This window comes from Paenibacillus barcinonensis (assembly GCF_003217495.1).
GTDB lineage: Bacteria > Bacillota > Bacilli > Paenibacillales > Paenibacillaceae > Paenibacillus > Paenibacillus barcinonensis.
Window position 1 is genome coordinate 1 of sequence record NZ_QJSW01000017.1, and the last position, 17,277, is coordinate 17,277.

Genomic DNA, 17,277 nt, shown 5'->3' on the forward strand with positions numbered 1-17,277 from the left:
TTGCCGGTTTCCGGGTCGTATTTGGAGAAGATGTCCGCTGTGATCTCGATCAGATAGCTGTCAAGCTCACCTTTGTTCCAGTCCGTGAAGATTTCGTGCAGTTCCTCTACAGAAACGTTCAATACGGATTTGAGCAAGTGGTACGCCTCACCAATCAATTGCATGTCACCATACTCAATGCCGTTATGTACCATTTTCACGTAATGTCCGGCACCGTCTGGTCCAATATATGTACAACATGGGTCGTCACCGACTTTGGCTGAGATCGCAGTCAGGATCGGTTCCACCAATTTATAAGCACTTTCCTGTCCGCCTGGCATAATGGAAGGGCCTTTCAGTGCGCCCTCTTCACCGCCGGATACACCTGTACCGATGAAGCGAATGCCTTTGTCCTCCAGCTCTTTGCTGCGACGAACCGTGTCAGGGAAATATGCGTTTCCTCCATCAATGATGATGTCGCCCTCATCCAGATGTGGAAGCAACTGCTCAATCGTTGCGTCTGTTGCTTTACCCGCTTGTACCATGATCAGAATTTTGCGCGGGGACTCCAGGGAGGCTACGAACTCTTCAATGGAGAATGTGCCTGTCAGGTTTTTGCCTTCAGCTTCCTTCAACAGGTCATGTGTTTTCTCTGGCGAACGGTTAAATACCGATACCGAGAATCCTCTGCTTTCAATATTAAAGGCCAAATTTTTACCCATGACTGCCAGGCCGATTACGCCGATTTGTTGTTTTGTCATCTGGTCCTCCATCCTTTACTCCAATTAATTTTATTGAAAAAAAATCTCAACAATACACCCATTTTAACGGTTTTATGTATGAAAGTGAACCCCGCGCCCTCGCCGGGCAGTGAGAAAACGTCTTAATCTGCAAAGCTGTTCATCGTATTTTCATAAAATACGTTATTATAGTAAGAGCATCGAATCTTTAGCATAAATGGAGGAGGTTGCAAATGGCCTTTGAGCAGCTTGCAAATGAAGAGCAATTTACACTCGACATCCGAAGAACCTATCTTTTGGGAGCCTACATGAATGAATGGGGCATGCCCGAGAGCAGAATAGTCCTTTCCCAAGCCACTCGAAACATTCATGTGGAAATTTATTATTTCCCTGCAACGATGCAGTCCGGCATTTCCCGATTTGTCACTGTGAACTTATCTCAAGCCACGCGGCCTTCTGGGGAACAGGTCTCCGCAGAGCTCATGCTTGCACTGCCATCGGATTTAGGTGGTGTAACCGTAGAGGTTGTCAACACTTATGTAGCAGACTTGATCACTCATCATATTGAAAATGCTCCGAACTCCAACACTCCGCGTGTGATGAAGCCAAGTGCACTTGCACCAGCAGCATGGAATGCAACCGCCCTGTTAATCGACGAGCTGCGGGGAGAAAATGAATCTCTTGAACATATTCACACCGGTCAGGAGACGGTGTCTCTGTTGTGGATGATTCCGATCACTGCACATGAAGCCGACCTGATTCTAGGTCAAGGGATTGATGAGTTCGATGTCCATATAGAGAATAGTGACTACTCTATTATTGATCCCCTCCGTCCGTAGAAAGATACGAAGCTGACAGTGCTCCCCAAACACAAGATGCAGTTTTCATTAAAACATTCATTGAATCATTAAAGGGCTGCCCTTAGCCATGTGTATGACCTTTGGGAACAGCCCCTTATAACGTAAAGCGATACTCCCGCACCTTCTGTCTCATCCTTCCAGCATTAGCAGATGCCCGGACAAACGCCGCAGCGTTTCACGGCAGGCGTCAGCCTTCTCTGTATTATGGCTCTGTATGGCATCATGCAGACGCTCCAGCTCATCATCTATTTCCATGCGCAGCAGCATAAGCCGCTCTTCGCCTTCGTGCGAGAGGAACATCTCTTCCATCTCTTCCGCCGTCGGCGCAGGTTCCTTTTGAAAAATAACCCGTTGCTTGAAGCCTGACACTTCCACCAGACGAATCACTTCTCCAAATAAAATATTCTCCACCGTCATCTGTTGATCCTTGAACCGCTTCACCACCGCATGTCCGCGTGTATCGCCAATCAGCTTCTCCAGCCATTCGGCAAGCCTCGCATCCTTGATCACATAGTCCCCTGTCATTTTGTAATTCCCGCTGCGCGTTTGTTGAAAACGGAGCTTTACCAGCTTGCGTCCGGTGCGGACTGACAAAATAAAGAAGGATTCGTCCTCGCTCCAATATAGTGAATACCCCTCACGAATGAGGTCTTTGATTAGATTTTGGATATGCCGACGGTTGAACCGCAGCTCCAGATTGCAATATTCAACTTCATAACTCTTGTTCACGGCACTCCCTCCATCTGTACCGGACTTGCTCCGGCCCTCATGTTCAAGCGCTTTTGTTACATCGGCTTACCCTATTTTATACTTCATTTTATGTAAGGGTACTTGGTTATTTGACTATTTTTCACCGAATACGAATGCGGATTGCAGCTTTCCGCAGATGCACAGGGGCAAGCCTCCCGATCTCAAAGGAGTTCAAACAGATGAAACAGGTGCTACTTTCGTGCAAACTCTTTTTTGACGCCTTATCATATGACTTGACCTGACATCATCAGATGTTGTAATTTATGCTCCGCCCTGCAAGACAAGACCCGTTTGCACTAAATAACATTTTCCTGACTATAAAATCAAACCAAAAGAGCCCCACAACCTGCTGGCTGATGGAGCTCCCTGATGATAATATACCTGTCCGCCGGATAAACGATAAGATCAAACTATCCTGTCGGTGCTGTTCGAAACGGCTTGCGTGCTAATACAAAATGAACCACCGCCAGCCCAGCCATTACAAAAGCACTGGCAATAAACGGAGCCGGATGACTGATATGATCCCACAGCAGCCCGGATACAATTGGACCCACGACCATACCCGACCCCTGTAGTGTTAGAAAAAAGCCCCAGATCGCACCGCGCTCACCTTCAGGAATCAATGTGGCAACAAACGCATTCCACGCGGGCAGAATCATGGCATAACTCACCCCAACCAGCATAACGATACCAAAAACAACAGGAATAGACGTTATCGCCGAGAAAGCAAACAAGCTGGCCGCCGCCATCAAAAATCCGATATTCAGAAACGGTTTTGTACCGAACCTGTCCACCATTTTCCCTACAGGCAACAGGGCAATCACTGTAATGCCCCCTCCTGCAATAAGCAGCAGGCTGTACAGGTTTGGTGAGATGTCCAGATCCGTGCGTGTGTACAGTGTAATAACTGGACTCAACAAGCCAATCACGAACGACTGCATGAACAAAGCCGGATATACGAGTGGGTTTACATTCAGCGTGCTCCGCACCCGATGCAAGGTCCGTCTTACGCTCTGCTGTAGCCGAATAAACGGAGTGAGCAGGTTAGGCTTGGCAGGATACTTTGCTCTGACTCCCTTTGCTGCCTCTCCTCCACCTCCATGCTCTTCACTGCCTCCAGCGACTCCTCTTTCTCCATTAGGCCCTCCCTCAAGCACCACTCTGCCGGGGAGAACCATCGCTACCAGAATGACCAGAATAGCACAGCCCATCAGAACCAGAAAAATCGTACGATAATCATGATTGGTGCGTTCCAGCAACCAGTTCATGCCAATCGGGCCGAGTCCTGTTCCTCCCAGGGCCGCCATCTCCAATGCCCCCATCGCGGTGCCATTTTTGTTCTGCGGGCCTGACATCGCGGTTACTCCCGTCATTGCACAAGGCCACAAGGGTGATGTACCGATCCCCAGAATCAGGCAAGCCATAGACAGGCCGAAGGCACTTTTGAAAAAAAGAATCATAATAACCGCAATTAATGTACAGATCAGAGCCGTAACCATGGTCGCCCGAAAGCCAATTCGCTCTGCTGCCCAGCCTGAAGGTGCTCTGAACAGATTATCTCCGAGATATTGCAGGGCAAAAGCCACACCAATGACACCAGCGGACAAGCCCAGAATGTTATCCATATATACGGGCAGAACTGCTACAAGCAGTGCCCCCTTGATGATCTCTACCAGGAAAAGCGTCAGCCACATCGCAATAAAAAAAGGCGATCTTAGTATTTTGGCCGGTTTGATGTCGGTTTGCATTCTTTTTCCCCTTTCACGGTTCATTTGCCCGTCCTCTACCCTTAGTGTAACCGAAGGTATGATGACCAAATCTCACCAGTTCAAAAATTTGTCGTTCATACCGCTTGCATTCGGTTCTTAATTTGCTATACTCATCTTTGTTTACCATTTTACTTAGGAAGGGTTGTGACAGCACTGATGAATCACCACCGTACGCCGCTGTTTACCGCTTTGAAAAATCACGCGGCACTCAATCCCGTACAGTTTCACATTCCGGGACATAAAAAAGGATTGGGAGCGGACTCAGAATTCCGTGAATTTATTGGCGATAACGCCTTCTCCATAGATTTGATCAACATCGCACCACTCGATGACCTGCATCAGCCTACAGCGGTTATTCAGGAAGCACAGATACTTGCCGCAGATGCCTTTGGAGCCGATTATACCTACTTTAGTGTACAGGGTACAAGCAGTGCAATCATGACGATGATTCTGTCGGTCTGCAGTCCGGGAGACAAAATTATTGTGCCGCGCAATGTGCATAAATCGGTTTTGTCTGCCATCATTTTCTCAGGAGCGAAGCCGGTATTCGTCTCTCCTGCACAGGATGTCAATCTTGGAATTGATCACGGTGTAACGATTCAGTCGATCCGTCGTGCTCTTGAACGCCACCCGGATGCCAAGGCCCTACTGGTCATCAATCCAACCTATTATGGAGTCTGTACAGACCTCAAGGCCATCGTAGAGCTGGCTCACAGCTACCAGGTGCCTGTTCTGGTGGATGAGGCACACGGTGTGCTTATCCACTTCCATGAGGACCTGCCGCTGTCAGCTATGGCTGCCGGGGCGGATATGGCTGCCACAAGTGTGCATAAACTTGGTGGTTCCATGACCCAGAGCTCTGTACTGAATCTGAACACCAAGAACGGCTTTGTCAATCCACAGCGTGTACAGACCATCCTGAGCCTGCTTACATCGACATCCACCTCATATGTATTGCTTGCATCACTGGATACCTCCAGAAGGAATCTGGCCCTTCATGGACACGAGATTGCCCAGAAGGCTATTGACCTTGCCGAGTTTGCACGTCGTACGATTAATGATATTGATGGATTATATTGCTTCGGCAAAGAACTGTTAGGCACGGAAGCAACCTTCAATTATGATCCAACCAAAGTAACGATCCATGTGCGCCACCTTGGAATTACCGGTTACGAAACTGAGAACTGGCTACGTGAGCACTACAACATTGAGGTTGAACTTAGTGACATGTACAATATTCTGTGCCTCATTACACCAGGTGATACAGATGAAAGTGTAAATATCTTGCTGAATGCACTGCAAGATCTCTCTCGCACGTATTACCAGGTCAATCCGGCGCATGAGCTTGTCGTTAAAGTGCCAGACATTCCTCAACTGATGCTGACACCGCGTGATGCCTTCTACGGGGATACCGAGGTTATTCCCTTCAAGGAATCCGCTGGACGTATTATTTCGGAATTCATCTATGTGTACCCGCCAGGTATTCCGATTCTGCTGCCCGGTGAGGTTATTACACAAGAGAACATCGACTACATCATTGATCACGTTGAGGTTGGACTACCGGTCAAAGGACCGGAGGACCGCAGCGTAACCAATGTCAAGGTCATCGTTGAAGCTGACGCTATTTTCTAGATAGAAATGTTGGACCGGGTTTATGCCCCGGTCCTTTTCTATTTTTCAGACTGCTGATGCAGCGACAACAAAAGGCCCCTTGAAATTCAAGGAGCCTTTCGTGTTTATTCCAAAAGATCAATTATTCTTGGGAAGAAGCCACAAGCTCGTTGTAAGCCGCTTCTACACGGTTCCACTCTGCTTCATCTTCGATATTGTAGAGCACCATTTCCTCGTCTTCTTCTTCCATACGCAGGATGATGCCATCAGCTTCAGGATTGTTACGTTCCAGCAAAAGAGCATAAACGTTATCTTGTACGTCAAATGTCTCTACCAAAACCATTTCCACGTCTTGACCATTCTCGTCAGTCAGCGTGAGAAGGATCTCTTCATGTTCATGATCGTGATCATGGTCGTGACCGCAGTTATCTCCATGCTCGTGTTTGTGATCGCTCATTGTAATACCTCGCTTCATCAATAGAAAATGTGTAACCCTGCATATCGTAACATGTTCACAGAGCCAGGTCAATTTTAAGGATCACGTTTATCAAGCGTTTGTTTAACCTTTATTCATTAAGGGCTGTAATGACTTTTTCAGCTACCTGAACGTAGCTGCTATTTGCATTTTCTTTAATGTGGAAGCCGATCAGGTACTTGCCAGCACGACTAAAATCATACGTAAAATCATACGTGCGGAACCAGAAGTTATCCTTCTGTGTCGACAGCTCCTGCGCTTGAATATCCTTCACCTGGCCACTCGGGTCCGTTATGGTCACTTTCACAGCAGCGACATCTGTGGACAGACTGTCTACTTGTGAGAACACATTAAACTTCAATTTGCCCACGTTAACATTGCCAAACACAGTGTCTCCCTTAAAAAGAAAAATATGTACATTCGGCTTGATCACCATGACCCGCTTGCTGCTGTTATCCCACCGAGCCAGACCTCCTGCCTCCCGAACAGGTACATATGTCGTTCCATTAATCAGATAGCCTCCGTCAGACGCTTCCTTGCCGTTAATGAGCACACGAATCTTCTCGTTCACAGAATCAGCAAACAATAAAGACCCGCCCAGCAAGGAGAATACCATGACACATAGCAGTACTCTCTTCCATTTCATCCCGTCAATATTCCCTCCCCTGCTGCTAGCTATTTGTACATTTATACTGCGAACTCAACCACAAAGTTGCGCTGTTTTTCATCATTTTTCATTTTTTATCCAAAATATTTACCACCCATTGGGAAACGCAAAAAAAGGCTACCCTGTTGTCAGGATACCCCAGTACACGAATTATTATATATTCGCTATTAGATGAAGTGTCATGATGATACGTGACGGGTGAGAATACAGGGAACCCCTTTACCGACCGCTCCGCCCTCTCTCATGCGTGCAGCATATTCCGTTCCCCTTGAACAAGGCGTCTTGCAGTGTTCACATACATCGGATGTGACCAGCTTCATGGATACACGCATCTTGTCACTTTTTAAGGCGGCAGCCTTCTTCCCCTTTGCCTTTGCCATCCCGGATTCCCCATTTCCCATAATGCTAACTGAATAATGCATCTTATGGGGAAACGCCTAAATGTGTGCCTTCAATTCATATCATTAGAAAACATATTTGAATATCAGAAAAATCACCAGGAAAATACCTGCAATAATCAACCAGTTGCTGATCTCCCACCAAATTCCTTTTCCTCCACCCGATATTAACTGCTGAGATTTCTCTTCATGACGCTGCTGGTGAGTATACACTTCCGATGAATCCGGCGGCTTGTTCCAGTCTCTGAAATCCATATAACGGCCCCCTTTTTGATATGGCAGGTTCAATGGCTAGCTCAAACGAGTCTACACATTCTAGATTCCTTTACGTTTTATCGAATGTAAAAGTTTCAACATTTTAACATTTTAATTTTGTTATTTTACAGTTCAGGCTGTTTTGGCTTCCAAATGATAATTCACTTTGTATACAACACTAACAAAAAACCTCCGATTGCCCGGAGGTTTGGTTAAATTCATATTTAGTTTTATCTCAAAGGGGTAACCTTTAGTCGGAAGAATTAAGCACGCTCCACTGTAACGTTGACGTTGCCTTTGATGGCTTTGGAGTATGGGCAATAGTCATGAGCAAGCTTCACGAATTTCTCTGCTGTCTCTTCGTCCAGACCGAGAATTTTCACTTCAAGCTCAACATTCAGCTTCACACCACCGTCTGCCGGGTCTGCCACCAGTGCTACCGTTGCAGATACTGTACTGCGTTCAATGGTTACGTTATGTTTCTTCAATTGAAATTCCAATGCAGAGTTAAAACATGCACTGTAACCTGCTGCAAACAGCTGCTCCGGATTTGTAGCCGTAGTTACTTGTCCACCAAGCTCAGGAGGTGTAGCAACATCCATCATAAAAACGTTATCCGGGGATTGCACGATTCCTTGACGTCCACCTGTGTTAATAACTGTTGTTTCATATAGAGTTTTCATATTCAATCTCTCCTCTTTCGATTCCATATTTGTTATATTGGCTAAACATCATTTCATTTAACTTGTTTACAAATTGATTGTACACAATTTAATTTGGTTTGTAAACATTTTTTTTCAAAAAAAGAGACGCCTTTTGAAAGGCGACTCCATGTATCATTCCATGAACACGCTGACGTTATTTCATCGCTACAACAGAACCTACTTTGCTGTATCCGTTTGCTCCGTCTCTTTAGTATCCACGTTGCCCGAATTGCGTTTGAAGCCTTGCGGCCGGCCTCCAAAGTTCATCCCCTTTCCCTTGAGATCATCTCCCAGCTTCGTTAGATCTAGAGCAGTTGCATCGATAAGGGTATTCGGGCTCGCTTTTTGTTCCTCCGTTGTAGCAGGAATCGTTCCGTTGAGTTGTCCCTGAATACTCTCCGCACGCAGCGTGCCCAATTTGGTCAATTCCACAATAGCTGCTTTATGCTTATCGTATGTGACAAAAGACGTAGGATCATTTTTAACATAATCCGTAATCAGCTTGTCTAACGTCTGCACCGTTTGCTCAAATTTACCGTCTGCGAAATAACCATCTACAATTTCCTGCAAGTATTGATGGTACTTCGCTTTGTATTCAGGTACCTCCAGCAACTTGCTTAACATGGGACGCTCTTCCATCGTCACACCGGATAGTGGTGTATCTATAGCAAGATTGACCACATCCGAGGCGGAGCCTGCCTGAAATCCACCAAAAGCCATATTATAGTCCCATGGCAGCATACTGAGCTGTCCATTGTTCTCATACAAATAATAGTTATGCCCCATATTCGAAGTATAGCTATCCATATTCACAACCACGTTATGCGCTGCAAAATATTTCAGAACAGCATCGACATCCACAACTTTTTCAAGATCAGTGCCTGCATTCAAGTTTTTAAGCGCCTCAATGACACGTTGTTCATCTTCTTCCGTTGTTTTGGTCTTTGCATGATCAAAAATGCCTGAATAACTGGAGACTTTATCATCCGTATAAACTAAGGATACGCCTTTCGTGCCGCCATTCATGCCACCGCCTCTACCGAATCCGCGTCCCCCCGCTCCACGAGTGTTGGCATTCTGCGAGTTGGCATTGCCTGTTCCAGCACCTGTATCACTTGGCGGCTCCATGCCCTCAGGTAGCTGACGGTCTCCCATCCCTGCAAAATCCCCTGCTGCTGACGGGTTACCCATTGGAATGCCCATTCCACCCGCCCCCATATTATCGTCGTTATTGGGTTTATAGATTTCACCTTCGCCATTCTTCGCCCGAGCCAGATAGCCGCTGTCTATATCCTCAACAGCCAGATACAAGCCCCATGTCTTTCCGTTTACGCTCATATTGGCAAAAGCAAATAGCGGTGCATCAACGCCAATATAGCTCATAATGTCGTAGCTTATATATTCTTTCATATAACTGGCATCGGATATCATATTATTTACGACCATTTTGTCGAGTCCATTCCACGTCTGACCTTTGACGTATTCATCAAACTTGATTTTAAAGCTATACCGGTCGGTCGTATCATCCTGTGAGACTTGTCTTAAACTCGAATTGCCCTTCGCACGAATACCTACATTTTGAATCGTTGTTCCGTTAATGGTTACATTTGCCTTAATATAGTTCTCCTCTGTCGCTGTATCCAGCATTTCTTGCCAGGCAGCCTCATCCACATCAATGGAGAAGGACATCACCTCCGTTTTATTGAAGCTTTGCGCATAAGACGTCGTTTGGGCATTACTTGTGCTCGTTTGTTTTTCTGTATTCACAGCTGTTTGTGTTGTCGTCGTTGTTGTCTCCGCTTCGTTGCTGCAAGCTGATAATAGCATCGAGGCAATCACCGTTCCTGTCATGACGTTTCTCCATTTGTTGTTCATCATTCCTTTTCCCACCTTTTCTTTCTTTTAAGATTTCTGCTACAAAGAAGTTTAAAAGAGAAACCTTAAATGGAACTGAACAGACAAAAAGAGCCGCCTCTTAGAGCGACTCTTCATAAACATTTTTTTGTGCTTCTGCTTTTTAATAAAATGCACTATTCGACTTTTTTGCTAGTTTTCAGTTTACCGTTGCCATCCAGCTCATAGAATTTTAATAATGGAATTATAAGTGAAACTCACTCAAAGCTAAAACATTCACGAAGGAGGACACTAACCTTAGGCTTGAAGATATTATTAAGATACATAAAACACAATTCCAAAACGTAGATGATGAAGCTCTTAACCTTAAATATTACTTAAATCGGCCAAAGCAAAAACAGCCGTGTGAGGGCTGTCTAAGCTGTGTCATATTGTTTTTTTAAGTATAGGACGAGTGGGGATCGAACCCACGACCCTTACCCTGTCAAGATAATGCTCTCCCGCTGAGCTATCGCCCTTCATTAGATCCACTATGATATCGAATTAAGCAACAATATCATACCAAGTAAACGCGTTCATTGTCAATCATTAATTTGGTTTTAAATCATCCATATTGGAGAACAATAATGGAAAGATTACGATATTCCGCATGAGGAGAATGTATAATGATGATCAAACAAAGTGCTAACAAATCGCTTGATAAACGTCATAACAATAGACACCATAATAAATGCTGGAAGCTCACTGCTGCTAATATAGCTGTTGTGATCGTTCTCTCCTTTGCCTTGACTGGTTGCGGGCTGGAACGGGACGAGCATACGGTACAATTTCAGCAATTGCAACAACCGAACCAACAAAATGAATCGTTGCCCGTCTGGATGGACGTTTACTCCAAATCTGTGAATCAAGAGGTCTATTCACCTCAGGGTAAAAGTGAATTTTTGCCTTGAATAACAGAATAAATTCGATATGAGCCCTATACCAGAGCGCCGTTTTTTTGGTATCTTACGGGTCAAAAATAAATTCTCACTCTTCTTCGTCCCATTTGCGTGAGTATGCCTTCTTTGTCACATAGTATAACAAAGCGATCATTCCCGCTGACATCAGCAATGTAATGGTCATAATAGCCGCCATTCCCATGATTCATCCTCCCCCAAAGTCCCAATATGTACCAGACTTAACTATACAGGAAAAGCATTTTTTTGTATAATGCAGTCTGAACTTGTGCGCATGGAGCAGAAAGAAGGAATTGAATTTGGCAGCGGAGATTAGTTATGTAACGACAGAAGAAGAACTGAAGCAGGCACTTGGAATTCGCCGTCAGGTTTTTGTCATGGAGCAGCAAGTGCCCGAAGAACTTGAAATCGATCAATACGATGTGATCAGTCCTGATGTTCATCATGTATTGCTTCATACCGATGGTCAGGCTGTTGCCACAGGTCGTCTAATCTATTACAGCAAGGATACCGCCAAAATGCAGCGCATTGCTGTACTGAAATCTTACCGTTCATTCGGGTACGGGCGTGTGCTTCTGTTAGCGATGGAGGAGCTTGCCCGTGAGCTTGGATTAACCTATTCGCTGCTGGATGCCCAGTGTCAGGCACAAAAATTTTACGACAAACTCGGGTATGAAGTGATCTCGGAGGAGCCTTTTTATGATGCCGATATTCTGCACGTTCGTATGAGAAAAAGTCTGTAGTCTCGCAGCAAAACTCAACATCACGGCACTACATAGAGGTAGCACAGCTATTCTCGAAATGTTGCAAAACATGCATATTTCTCACCAGTTCGGACAGGATAACAGTGTAACCTATTCCCATTTGGTCATAGAAGGAGAGTGTGACATGATGGATCAGACAACACGCGAGACGTTCACAGCAGTGCAGAAAAACGGTGACGGTGACTTAACCGCCTTCCAAACCTCAACAGGACGTGTGCTGGACTATCAGCAGGCGCTGAACGAGGTGAAGGCCGGAGCTATTGCTGGTGTCAATGTGTTCAAAGGCAAGGATGGAGAGATGTACATTCGCGGCGATGCCGACGGTGATCCAACGAACAACCTGGACCAGCTTCCGGCTTTCTAACGAAACGATGTATTCCACATACAGCGCCAATCCTTACGGATTGGCGTTTTTGCTGTGTTATAGATGTCCGTTGTGTCTTTACAGCATCTTACGTCACCTATCTCTTCGCCTCAATCACTAATTAATATTCGGTAAAATATTTCACCGCACTGCCAGCTGGCTGGGCTTTACGCACAGGCCCTGGCTCCTGCTCCCATGCCTGCAAAATCTGGATGTTATCCAATGAAGACGTGTCTCCCCATGCGATATGACCTTTACGTTCAAGCTCCAGCAGTGACTCTCGAATCCGGGCGCGGCTACGCCCAGTCTTGTTCTCCAATTCATCCATTCGTGGAATTCGCCGCTGCTGTCCTGCATAGTTAACGATGATTCGTAAAATTTTCCGCTCAAAGTCGTTCAGCATACTTCAACTCTCCCTTCCGATTCTGTTCGGTTAGAGGACGCCATGCCAGAATATTTTGCTCCAAAAATGTCCGGGGTACACCCTCTCTGCCATCCGCTGCCCGAATTCTACCGCCACGCATACTGTTAATTCGAATCTGCCGCTGTGTAATCTGTCCCGCACGATCCATATACACAAGCTCTACCATCTGGCCAACATATTTTCCTAGCATGATCATCCCTCCAACAAGAACATTTGTTTGTATTCATTATTATATGCGAACATAAGTTCTTTATTCAATAACAAAAAAAGGAATTTAACAAAATAAAAAACCAGACTCGTACCGTTAGAAACGGGAGACTGGCTCTTCCTGCTGAAGCAGGTTTGAAAATAAGCTCACAATGGAGTCGAGACGCTGGACATTCATGTCTTCAAGAATTAGCGGCGATCTGATTCGGAAAATTGTACTCTTTTTAACTGCTGCGTATTCGGATTAAAATCCACAAGCACATATACGGCAAATTGCTTGCCGTCCTTCGCACGCACCCACAGCTTGAACTGCTCTCTGGACTCACTGGCACTAAGCGATGAACGACCGATATGTTTGTAATCCAGAATGTCTACATTGTACTTGGTTTGAGCTTCCTTCACCGCGATGATTCCCCACTTCGCATAATCGGGGATACTGTCCCCCGTTGCCGAAACGGTCGTTGTAATGCCTGCCAAGCCAAGCATAAGCGTTAATATCGTTATTACAAGCACTCTCATGCATTTCACTCCTTGGGGCCAGTCTGTTGGTGATATCGTGCCCCACAGCCTTGCATTTTACACCCCTATTCGTAAAATCCAGACAGCTGGCCAGAGCCAAAACGGAATGATCTGCAGCAGTTTATCCAGCGGCTCCATCTCTAAACCATAATGAAAGCTTATCCCCCAATCCCCGGAGAAAAAATCATGCTGTGCTGAGGATTCTTCAGCGGGCTCCAGTCCATACTTCTGCATAAGTATTTGCCTGGTCTGTTCATCCACTTGAACCTCATTCGTCACCTCACTTGCAGTCACTTGCAAACTGCTTATGTAAGATAAAATCACCATTAGACCTACGATACGTAGCCATTTGAATTTCATATGTACTTCTTCCTTTCTGCGCGAATCCGGTTGCCAAACAATCAGCTTCAGGTTTCTGAATAACTTGTACGATTGTACATAAAAATTGCGAATATGGAAATACCAAACGGTGAACCATTCAACACGTTCTTCAAGCAGGCGTAGCAAATAGTACATGCCCCTTTAGACCCATTTCATAGTTTATCTGTTTAAAAAATCCATATACCGCATAATGGACCTTGACTGATCAAGCTAAATCCAACGTCCGTCCGAGTCTATTTTCACCCCATATTTGAGGAGGTTAACCTGCATGTTCAAACGTCTGGATGAAATTCTGATTGAGATTCCCAACATCGAGAAGCCCGATCCCAATGCAGCTGCAGCTGTACAGGAATTGCTTGGTGGCAAATTCGGAGAGATGTCCACCCTGAACAACTACCTCTATCAGTCCTTTAATTTTCGCTCCAAGGAAAAAATGAAGCCCTTCTACGACCTCGTGATGAGCATCACAGCCGAAGAGTTAGGACATGTTGAACTCGTGTCACACGGCATTAACCATTGTCTCCGAGGATCAACCGAGTATAAAGAACCCGATCAGACGCCGCTCGGTTCCGTGAAGGATGCTCGGCTGTCGTATCATTTCCTGGCAGGAGCACAAGGTGCGATGCCTTATGATTCCATGGGCAATCCATGGACAGGTGCCAATGTCTTCAACAGTGGCAATCTGGTGGAGGATCTGCTGCATAATTTCTTCCTCGAATGTGGGGCCCGCACGCACAAGATGAAAGTTTACGAAATGACCGATCATCCCGCCGCTCGCGAAGTTGTCGGTTTCTTGCTCGTACGGGGCGGTGTGCACGTTGTCGCTTATGCCAAAGCGATTGAGATCGCCACTGGTGTCAATGTGACCAAGCTGATCCCGATCCCTTCACTGAATAACAAAGCCTTCAACGAGGCGCGTAAGTACGAAGAAAAAGGCGTCCACACCAAGCTGTATACCTACAGCGACAAAGACTTCAATGCCATCGGCCAGATCTGGAAAGGCACACACCCCGAAGACGGACAACCTCTGGAAGTTATTCAGGGCATTCCTCAAGGCTTTCCGATTCCCGAAGCTCCAGCGGTGGAGGAGGAATTCGCACCAGGCATCTCAAATGAGGATTTCAAAGAGATTGCACGTCGTCTGAAAATGGCGGGAAATATTGCGGATTAAAGAGCAGGTTAAAGCCCTCGAACCCAACTGCTTCAATGCAGAGAAGGTCTGAGGGCTTTGTTATAAACAATTTTATGATGCAAAATGAGTATGTTGTAATTCTAGTTAAACTCCAACACCGATTCTTCACGCTGAGTCATGACTTCAATCAGCACCGGCCATGGGCCATTCTTTATTTATTTCCAGTAGGTGTCGCACTTCATATTACAATCCGTCCTCGCTTAATTTTAGAACTACATCTCCATCCTGACTGCTTGCCGTCACCGTTTTACTGGAGTTGTCCCAGATCACCTTCATATCATATTTCTCAAATATTTCACGAAAAGGGACCATGGATACTCCTGAATACGCAATAATCGCATCAAAATCCAGTTCCTCGTCATTCACGGAGATACTCGCCCGCGGTGTCTCACCTGCAGCATAAATACTCGTTGAGCATATAGACATGATCAACAAAGTAAGCCCGAACATTAATACATTCTTTTTCATATTTAACTGTAAGCTATTCTTATGTACCAAGTGATATTACCACTTTCTCCCTTTATGTCAATGTGCATATATACATAAATGACTCGAAACCCAAGTACTTACTTGCAGTTTCGAGTCATTTATTAAGAATAAGTCATCCTATATTTACTTATCTCTCACGAAAACATTCTCAAGAGTTACGCACCAAATTGCGCATAGTGCAAACGGCTGTAAATGCCGCCAGAAGCGAGCAGTTCCTCGTGACGTCCCTGCTCCGTGATGCCTTGCTCGGCCACGACCACAATGCGGTCTGCGTTTTTGATCGTCGCCAGCCTATGGGCAATGACAAGTGTGGTACGGCCCTCGGACAGCTCTGCAAGCGATTGCTGAATCGCTGCTTCCGTCTCGGTATCGAGTGCAGAAGTGGCTTCATCCAGAATGAGAATTGGCGGATTTTTCAGGAACATGCGTGCAATCGACAAACGCTGCTTCTGTCCGCCCGACAGCTTCACGCCGCGCTCCCCAATGAGCGTATCCAGCCCATCCGGCATCGACAGAATCAAAGATTCCATCTGAGCCCGACGAGCGGCCATCCAAATTTCTTCCTCCGAAGCATCCAGCTTCCCGTAGGCAATATTCTCTCGAATCGTACCATCGAACAGGAACACGTCCTGCTGCACGATCCCGATCTGGCTACGCAAGGAGTCCAGCGTCATATTCTGAATCTCCTGACCATCAATCGTGATGCGCCCTTCCAGCACATCATAGAATCGCGGCAGCAGACTACATAACGTTGTTTTCCCCGCACCGGACGGACCAACGAGAGCCACCGTTTCCCCAGCACGGATACTCAGATCAATCCCTTGAAGCACAGGCTCCTGATCCGAATAACCGAAAGTCACCTGCTCATATTGAATATCTCCACGTAGATGGGATACCGCAACGGCGTTAGGACGGTCTTTGACGTCTGGCTCCATATCGAGCAGGTCCGTATAGCGTTTGAACCCTGCAATGCCTTTAGGATATGTCTCAATGACCGAATTGATCTTCTGAATTGGTGTCAGGAAAACGTTCGATAACATAATAAAGGCGATGAATTCACCATAGGTCATACTGCCGTTAATGACAAACCATGTGCCACACACAAGCACAAACAACGATACCAGCTTCATCAGCACGTAACTGATCGAAGAGTTCCATGCCATAATCTTGTAAGCAATCAGCTTGGTTTGGCGGAAACGACCATTGTTTACAGCAAATTGTGCTTTTTCATGCTCTTCATTTGCGAAAGCCTGAACGACACGAATACCTGTAATATTGTTCTCAACACGAGCGTTGAAATCCGCAATATCCCCGAACATTCGACTGAAGGCCTTGGACATCTTATTACCGAAATACAAGGATAGATAGATGATGAGTGGCACAATGACAAACGTCAGAATCGCCAGATTCCCGTTAATGCTCATCATAATGCTGAATGCACCCACGAGTGTCATGATCGCAATAAATACATCCTCTGGACCATGATGGGCAATCTCTCCGATATCCATCAGATCATTGGTCATTCGAGATACGAGGTGCCCCGTCTTTGTATTGTCAAAATAACGGAAGGATAGCTTCTGCACATGGTTAAACAGATTTTTACGCATATCCGTCTCAATATTGATTCCAAGCTTGTGTCCCCAATAAGTAACAATATAGTTCAGAAACGCATTGAGCAGGTAAATGCCGAGCAGCACTACACACGCCCATAGAATCCAATCCCAGCGACCAGCAGGCAGCAGATCATCCACAACCCGGTTCACCGCCAGTGGAAAAGCCAGCTCCAGCACAGCGACGAGAATCGCACAGGTGAAGTCCAGAATAAACAGTTTTTTATATGGCCTGTAATAGGCAAAGAAACGACGAAGCATGAACCAAGTTCCCCCTTAAGGTAATCCTCCATCAGGATTGATGATTAC

General features: G+C 45.9%; 21 protein-coding genes and 1 tRNA gene. 6 read left to right on the plus strand and 16 right to left on the minus strand.

All coding sequences use genetic code 11. The annotated features are described in order from the left end of the window. Positions 1-740 (minus strand): NADP-dependent phosphogluconate dehydrogenase (gene gndA / locus DFQ00_RS20940; RefSeq protein WP_110898439.1); only part of this gene is annotated, 740 nt, incomplete at its 3' end. A gap of 212 nt (positions 741-952) precedes the next feature. Here gndA and DFQ00_RS20945 point away from each other — a divergent pair. Further along, the gene (locus DFQ00_RS20945; protein WP_110898440.1) at positions 953-1,558 is read left to right on the plus strand and encodes a suppressor of fused domain protein; all 606 of its coding nucleotides are present in this window, start codon (positions 953-955) and stop codon (positions 1,556-1,558) included. A 150-nt stretch (positions 1,559-1,708) separates the two neighbouring features. On the opposite strand, the gene DFQ00_RS20950 is transcribed toward DFQ00_RS20945, so the two are convergent. Further along, positions 1,709-2,308: a hypothetical protein gene (locus tag DFQ00_RS20950; protein ID WP_110898441.1), complete on the minus strand. Its 600-nt coding sequence runs from the start codon at positions 2,306-2,308 to the stop codon at positions 1,709-1,711. Between the two features lie 431 nt (positions 2,309-2,739). Continuing rightward, positions 2,740-4,077: an MFS transporter gene (locus DFQ00_RS20955; RefSeq protein WP_110898442.1), complete on the minus strand. Its 1,338-nt coding sequence runs from the start codon at positions 4,075-4,077 to the stop codon at positions 2,740-2,742. Between the two features lie 177 nt (positions 4,078-4,254). Between DFQ00_RS20955 and DFQ00_RS20960 the strand changes: the two genes are divergently transcribed. Further along, a complete protein-coding gene (locus tag DFQ00_RS20960; protein ID WP_110898527.1) occupies positions 4,255-5,730 on the plus strand; it encodes an aminotransferase class I/II-fold pyridoxal phosphate-dependent enzyme in 1,476 nt (491 codons plus the stop codon). A gap of 121 nt (positions 5,731-5,851) precedes the next feature. Here DFQ00_RS20960 and DFQ00_RS20965 read toward each other — a convergent pair whose 3' ends face one another. From DFQ00_RS20965 to DFQ00_RS20995, 7 genes are all read right to left on the minus strand, one after another. Next, positions 5,852-6,166, minus strand: coding sequence for a DUF1292 domain-containing protein (locus DFQ00_RS20965; protein ID WP_110898443.1), 315 nt, complete (start codon positions 6,164-6,166; stop codon positions 5,852-5,854). A 109-nt stretch (positions 6,167-6,275) separates the two neighbouring features. Then, a complete protein-coding gene (locus DFQ00_RS20970) occupies positions 6,276-6,830 on the minus strand; it encodes a copper amine oxidase (RefSeq protein ID WP_110898444.1) in 555 nt (184 codons plus the stop codon). Between the two features lie 200 nt (positions 6,831-7,030). Continuing rightward, positions 7,031-7,231 (minus strand): hypothetical protein, encoded by a 201-nt coding sequence (locus DFQ00_RS20975; RefSeq protein WP_110898445.1) that lies wholly within the window; start codon positions 7,229-7,231, stop codon positions 7,031-7,033. Positions 7,232-7,315: 84 nt separating this feature from the next. Beyond that, positions 7,316-7,504, minus strand: coding sequence for a hypothetical protein (locus DFQ00_RS20980; RefSeq protein WP_110898446.1), 189 nt, complete (start codon positions 7,502-7,504; stop codon positions 7,316-7,318). 263 nt (positions 7,505-7,767) lie between these two features. Then, the gene (locus tag DFQ00_RS20985) at positions 7,768-8,187 is read right to left on the minus strand and encodes an organic hydroperoxide resistance protein (protein ID WP_110898447.1); all 420 of its coding nucleotides are present in this window, start codon (positions 8,185-8,187) and stop codon (positions 7,768-7,770) included. 198 nt (positions 8,188-8,385) lie between these two features. Then, on the minus strand, positions 8,386-10,086 hold the full coding sequence (locus tag DFQ00_RS20990) for a CotH kinase family protein (protein WP_110898448.1): 1,701 nt from the start codon (positions 10,084-10,086) through the stop codon (positions 8,386-8,388). A 422-nt stretch (positions 10,087-10,508) separates the two neighbouring features. Next, positions 10,509-10,580, minus strand: a tRNA-Val gene (locus DFQ00_RS20995). 147 nt (positions 10,581-10,727) lie between these two features. Here DFQ00_RS20995 and DFQ00_RS21000 point away from each other — a divergent pair. From DFQ00_RS21000 to DFQ00_RS21010, 3 genes are all read left to right on the plus strand, one after another. Further along, complete coding sequence (locus DFQ00_RS21000) at positions 10,728-11,012, plus strand: hypothetical protein (RefSeq protein ID WP_110898449.1); 285 nt, start codon at positions 10,728-10,730, stop codon at positions 11,010-11,012. 305 nt (positions 11,013-11,317) lie between these two features. Then, on the plus strand, positions 11,318-11,761 hold the full coding sequence (locus tag DFQ00_RS21005; protein ID WP_110898450.1) for a GNAT family N-acetyltransferase: 444 nt from the start codon (positions 11,318-11,320) through the stop codon (positions 11,759-11,761). Positions 11,762-11,909: 148 nt separating this feature from the next. Beyond that, positions 11,910-12,146 (plus strand): DUF3892 domain-containing protein, encoded by a 237-nt coding sequence (locus DFQ00_RS21010; protein WP_110898528.1) that lies wholly within the window; start codon positions 11,910-11,912, stop codon positions 12,144-12,146. A 121-nt stretch (positions 12,147-12,267) separates the two neighbouring features. Here the strand turns inward: DFQ00_RS21010 and DFQ00_RS21015 are convergent, their stop codons facing one another. The 4 genes from DFQ00_RS21015 to DFQ00_RS21030 all read right to left on the minus strand — a co-directional run bounded on the left by DFQ00_RS21015 (position 12,268) and on the right by DFQ00_RS21030 (position 13,656). After that, positions 12,268-12,549 (minus strand): helix-turn-helix domain-containing protein, encoded by a 282-nt coding sequence (locus DFQ00_RS21015; protein ID WP_174812135.1) that lies wholly within the window; start codon positions 12,547-12,549, stop codon positions 12,268-12,270. Next, positions 12,533-12,760 (minus strand): hypothetical protein, encoded by a 228-nt coding sequence (locus DFQ00_RS21020; RefSeq protein ID WP_110898451.1) that lies wholly within the window; start codon positions 12,758-12,760, stop codon positions 12,533-12,535. The genes DFQ00_RS21015 and DFQ00_RS21020 overlap by 17 nt, the downstream gene beginning before the upstream one ends. A 206-nt stretch (positions 12,761-12,966) precedes the next feature. Next, positions 12,967-13,296: a DUF3889 domain-containing protein gene (locus DFQ00_RS21025; protein WP_110898452.1), complete on the minus strand. Its 330-nt coding sequence runs from the start codon at positions 13,294-13,296 to the stop codon at positions 12,967-12,969. A 57-nt stretch (positions 13,297-13,353) separates the two neighbouring features. Next, a complete protein-coding gene (locus tag DFQ00_RS21030) occupies positions 13,354-13,656 on the minus strand; it encodes a hypothetical protein (protein WP_146236205.1) in 303 nt (100 codons plus the stop codon). A 289-nt stretch (positions 13,657-13,945) separates the two neighbouring features. Between DFQ00_RS21030 and DFQ00_RS21035 the strand changes: the two genes are divergently transcribed. Next, complete coding sequence (locus tag DFQ00_RS21035; RefSeq protein WP_110898454.1) at positions 13,946-14,848, plus strand: manganese catalase family protein; 903 nt, start codon at positions 13,946-13,948, stop codon at positions 14,846-14,848. Positions 14,849-15,052: 204 nt separating this feature from the next. Here the strand turns inward: DFQ00_RS21035 and DFQ00_RS29280 are convergent, their stop codons facing one another. Both DFQ00_RS29280 and DFQ00_RS21045 read right to left on the minus strand, forming a co-directional pair. Continuing rightward, complete coding sequence (locus tag DFQ00_RS29280) at positions 15,053-15,295, minus strand: stalk domain-containing protein (RefSeq protein WP_174812136.1); 243 nt, start codon at positions 15,293-15,295, stop codon at positions 15,053-15,055. A 218-nt stretch (positions 15,296-15,513) separates the two neighbouring features. Next, the gene (locus DFQ00_RS21045; protein ID WP_110898456.1) at positions 15,514-17,229 is read right to left on the minus strand and encodes an ABC transporter ATP-binding protein; all 1,716 of its coding nucleotides are present in this window, start codon (positions 17,227-17,229) and stop codon (positions 15,514-15,516) included. Between the last annotated feature and the right edge of the window lie 48 nt (positions 17,230-17,277).